This window comes from Vibrio sp. 1078-1, assembly GCF_033340475.1.
This window is the reverse complement of the sequence record NZ_JAWOWM010000162.1, coordinates 1-873: the sequence shown is the minus strand read 5'-3', so window position 1 is coordinate 873 and position 873 is coordinate 1. Positions and strand designations below refer to the sequence as shown.

General features: G+C 45.0%; 1 protein-coding gene and 1 pseudogene. One reads left to right on the top strand and one right to left on the bottom strand.

Annotation, left to right across the window (positions count from 1 at the left end; all coding sequences use genetic code 11):
- Window positions 1-176: pseudogene (locus R7190_RS26320) on the top strand (oxidative stress defense protein); the annotation flags it as partial.
- A 64-nt stretch (window positions 177-240) separates the two neighbouring features.
- Here R7190_RS26320 and R7190_RS26315 read toward each other — a convergent pair.
- The coding region (locus R7190_RS26315; RefSeq protein ID WP_318137734.1) for an NAD(P)-dependent oxidoreductase at window positions 241-873 on the bottom strand (633 nt) is incomplete at its 5' end.

Genomic DNA, 873 nt, shown 5'->3' with positions numbered 1-873 from the left:
CATCTGGCTTTGATAAAAAACTCGGCGGCATCTGGCAAATTAACTATAACCAAATGCATGTACAGCCTGTGTTGATGCGCTCAATGGCGATGGACAGCAAGCAAGGTTCGAACAGTTACCAAGATTCGACTCTTGTAATTCGTGACCAAGTGGATGTGGTTTACAAATTAAAATAATTTGTTTTGGTAACACAAAAAGAAAAGGCAGGGATAATCCCTGCCTTTGTTGTATGGATTCTTCTTAATGAAGAATACGAGCACGAATCGTGCCTTCAATGCTTTTCAGCTTCGTTAGTGCTTCTTCTGAACGCTCAGTTTCCACATCAATAACTACGTAGCCGATCTCAGCTTCAGTTTGTAGGTACTGCGCTGCGATGTTGATGCCTTCTTCTGCGAAGATGGTGTTAATTTGAGTCAGAATACCTGGGCGGTTTTTGTGAATGTGCAGTAAGCGAGAGCACTCACGACCGTGTTCAGGCAGAGATACTTCAGGGAAGTTAACGCTTGATAGTGTTGAACCATTATCTGAATATTTCGCCAGTTTACCCGCTACTTCCACGCCGATGTTTTCTTGTGCTTCTTGAGTAGAGCCGCCCACGTGTGGTGTTCGAATGACGTTATCGAATTTCTGTAGTGGAGATTCAAACGGGTCAGCGTTTGTTTTTGGTTCAACTGGGAATACGTCGATTGCTGCGCCAGCGAAGTGACCTGCTTCTAGGCTGTGGCAAAGCGCAGGAATATCAACAACGGTACCGCGAGCGGCGTTGATGAAGATTGCGCCAGGCTTCATGCGAGCAAATTCTTCTTCGCCCATCATATTCTTCGTTTCAGGTGTTTCTGGTACGTGCAGCGAAATAACATCACATTTGTTTAG